General features: G+C 37.8%; 4 protein-coding genes. 1 reads left to right on the top strand and 3 read right to left on the bottom strand.

All coding sequences use genetic code 11. The features are described 5' to 3' along the window. Positions 1-451: 451 nt before the first annotated feature. Both ACQKC9_RS13450 and ACQKC9_RS13445 read right to left on the bottom strand, forming a co-directional pair. Positions 452-625 (bottom strand): hypothetical protein, encoded by a 174-nt coding sequence (locus ACQKC9_RS13450; RefSeq protein WP_427622278.1) that lies wholly within the window; start codon positions 623-625, stop codon positions 452-454. A 338-nt stretch (positions 626-963) separates the two neighbouring features. Beyond that, positions 964-1,455 (bottom strand): lactoylglutathione lyase family protein, encoded by a 492-nt coding sequence (locus ACQKC9_RS13445; protein ID WP_427622277.1) that lies wholly within the window; start codon positions 1,453-1,455, stop codon positions 964-966. Positions 1,456-1,746: 291 nt separating this feature from the next. Here ACQKC9_RS13445 and ACQKC9_RS13440 point away from each other — a divergent pair, with 291 nt between their 5' ends. After that, on the top strand, positions 1,747-2,379 hold the full coding sequence (locus ACQKC9_RS13440) for a recombinase family protein (protein ID WP_427622275.1): 633 nt from the start codon (positions 1,747-1,749) through the stop codon (positions 2,377-2,379). Positions 2,380-2,470: 91 nt separating this feature from the next. Here the strand turns inward: ACQKC9_RS13440 and ACQKC9_RS13435 are convergent, their stop codons facing one another. Next, the gene (locus ACQKC9_RS13435) at positions 2,471-2,920 is read right to left on the bottom strand and encodes a hypothetical protein (protein WP_198327374.1); all 450 of its coding nucleotides are present in this window, start codon (positions 2,918-2,920) and stop codon (positions 2,471-2,473) included. Between the last annotated feature and the right edge of the window lie 325 nt (positions 2,921-3,245).

Raw genomic sequence — 3,245 nt, 5'->3', positions numbered from 1 at the left:
GGAACCTGCAGAATAAGTTACTGATATTATTAATGTTAACAATAGTTAGCAAGTAGCAGTGTACTTGTGAATGTACACAAGATACATAACTCGAGGTTCTGATAGTAAGAAAGGAGTGAGGTGTATATATAATAAAATAAATATTAAGGATTAATTATCAATAATATAAAATTATTTTAAAACCATTAGGAACAGTTGCTCTAATTTACATACTAACAATAATATTTGCCACTAATTTTATTAATCCGTTTGAGTGTGACTCCTACAGTAGGAACCAAACTAGCGTCCGTATTCTTTGCTTATAGTGACGCTCTGTAATTGGCTTTTGAAATATGCCACATTTTATACCGCACTTTGACAAGGTGACTCGCTGTGATTTGTCTTGTTTGACTCCTATGCCAGAACACTAACTGTCATCTGTACGTTCAGTTTTTACGGTGTTTCTTATTATTTATTGGTCTCTATGCTGACCACAAGCACAACAATCGTTTTTTACTTCCTCTATCTTAATTGGTACAGCATATAACCATTGTATACCGCTATCACTACGAAAATAGCCATTTTCAAATGCTACGATATAAGAGGTAAAGTCATTACCGTCATTATCCATCATCGCTCTCGTCATCGACAGCACACCATATATTTCTATAACCACTTTTTAACATTGCACGCGCTAAATCACTACCTCTTAGCTTTTTATCCATAACACCTCCAAACCGATAGACAATAAGGCTATCTTTTTTAACTTAGCAGAAAGATATTAGGTTTTATATTAATTTCGGATGAACGGAGGCCTAGCTTGTGCTTATCATTGGTTAAAACGTTGAATGTTCAACAGGCCTTGCTCACCGATACATCGCAGACCAAAATAATAGCGTACATACAAAACCGCCCCGATTGTTATAAATCGGGGCGGTTTGAGTTTATCTAACACTAGCTGAACAGTAGCGTTAAATGCCTAATTTATAGACTATAAGTCAGCTCATAGCTATGACTGTATATCTCAACGATATTGCCAAATGGATCTTCCATATAGATCATACGATAAGGTTTTTCACCTGGGTAGTAATAACGGGGTTTTTCCATACGCTTTTTACCGCCAGCTGCAATGATGCTCTCTACAAGCTCTTCAAGATTCGGATCTTGGACACAGAAGTGAAAAATACCTGTTTTCCAGTATTCAAAATTATCTTCAGGATCTTCCTGATTCTTAAATTGAAAAAGCTCTACACCCACTCGATCAGCAGTGGATAGGTGTGCTATGTGTAAATGGCTCCATCCTTCACCAAATATTTCTGTACACATTTGACCTACAGGGCTATCGTCTTCGACGATTTTGGTAGGCGCCACGATAGTATACCAACCCATTACCTCAGTATAAAATTTGACGGCCTTGTCTATATCAGGCACTGACAGACCAACATGTGAAAAGCTTCTGGGATAAACATTATTCATTGCTTGTGCTCCTGTTTAGATATGACTCAGTGGGCAAACATCCTTTTGCTATTTAAAAATAGCACTATGAGAAATGAAGCTGTGTTATAAAAGCACAAGGATAATGAAACGAATTGTAAAATAGCTATCTGTGAATAAAATATATTATTTTTCAATGCGATATAAAGAGAACTGTTCGTTTAGAGGTATACCCCAGTGGAACCAGTGATTTCGTCCTTCAAACCTATTAACAGACTACTTAAAACAGACTGGTATAATGGAACCACTTATAACAGACTATTTTAGGTGTTTATGTTTATCAGAGCGTATCTACGAGCGTCTACCAAAGAACAAGACGCTAAGCGTGCCAAAAGCGAACTCATGGCATTTGCCAACGATCATGGCCACAAGCTTGCCGCCTTCTATGTCGAAAACGAATCAGGAGCTATTTTGGTGCGACCAAAGCTTATGCAGCTGATTGAAGATGCTCATAAAGGCGATATTATCTTAGTTGAGCAGATTGATCGCTTGGCGCGTCTGAACCAAGCTGATTGGGATACGCTCAAAAGAATGCTATCAGAAAAAAAGCTCTCTATCGTATCAAAAGAGCTGCCGACCTCCTATATGGCGCTTCAACCTAAACGCAGCACTGAATTTATGAGCAGTATATTGCAGGCCATCAACTCGATGATGCTGGATATGCTCGCAGCCATTGCTCGAAAAGATTATGAGGATCGCCGTAACCGCCAGATGCAAGGTATTGCTCGTGCTAAGGCAGAAGGTAAGTATTCAGGACGTAAGAAAGATACTGAAAAACGTAAGATCATCGCCAGTCTACTCGAATCAGGTCATAGCTATTCTGATATTCAAAAAATGGCTAAGTGCTCACGGCATCTGATCGCTGATGTGGCCAAGGAAAGACCTAAACTAATCACTGCTCATTAAGTGGTTCCAATATAGTAGTCTGCTATGAGTAGTCTATTAATTGATTAATAAGCCTTTTTAGATGGTTCCGCTGGGATATAGATGTTTCTAATCAAATTTTCTTAACGGGAATGAACTCTAATCGATCCCTGAAGTAAGGATTTATCTCTGTAATTTTGATCAATGACTCACTATCAGAACAGTCATGTAACCCATGTGCCATGATAAAATCCGACCCATTCTCAAACTTAATAAGCACACCTCTTTCATTTGGCAAGTCTAATTTCCTACTATCACTATCGGGTATCTCTTTAATTATAGTCACTGACTTTACCACTTGATTTAAATATATTTTCCATTCATCAAAATCTTTAGCATAAAAAGGAATAGCTCTCTTATCTTCTTCTTGTAGCCATTTACAGTGTTCTCCAATCTCATTCCTCTCCACCCACATTAGTACTGTGTTTCGGCTTGGATCACTACCACCACCAACAACCAATCCACCTTCAAAGTAAAACAATGTAGGCCCTAAAGCTTCAGAGAGAAATTCATCAGGGGTCATATAATAGTCTTCAATAAGCTGTTTTTCAGGTATGTTATTAAACTTAATGATGTTGATAAGCTTTCTTCCTATCAAGCTTCTGAGCAAACCTTTTAAATGGCTTGGTATACTATGTTCTGTGATTTGAGTTGTTATTTGTTTTTCCTCGCTTCTTTTATTGAAATGGTAAACACGAGCATATAGCCTATAGTTCGAAGCCTGTATAGCGCACCGATCATAGATAGAGTATGTATGGTAAGTACACCACAAAGTACACCATAAAGTACACTGTGGCTATCTCAGTAATTCAAAACCTCGATATCATTAGCCTACAGTCAAAGATTCA

Source organism: Psychrobacter sp. NPDC078409 (assembly GCF_050268505.1).
GTDB lineage: Bacteria > Pseudomonadota > Gammaproteobacteria > Pseudomonadales > Moraxellaceae > Psychrobacter.
Note: the sequence above shows the minus strand (reverse complement) of the source record. Positions and strands in the feature narration are given on the sequence as shown.

Bases quoted from the DNA above. Each gene is read 5' to 3' on its own strand.
- ACQKC9_RS13450 (WP_427622278.1), bottom strand. From the start codon at position 625: ATGACGAGAGCGATGATGGATAATGACGGTAATGACTTTACCTCTTAT.
- ACQKC9_RS13445 (WP_427622277.1), bottom strand. From the start codon at position 1,455: ATGAATAATGTTTATCCCAGAAGCTTTTCACATGTTGGTCTGTCAGTG.
- ACQKC9_RS13440 (WP_427622275.1), top strand. From the start codon at position 1,747: ATGTTTATCAGAGCGTATCTACGAGCGTCTACCAAAGAACAAGACGCT.
- ACQKC9_RS13435 (WP_198327374.1), bottom strand. From the start codon at position 2,920: ATGACCCCTGATGAATTTCTCTCTGAAGCTTTAGGGCCTACATTGTTT.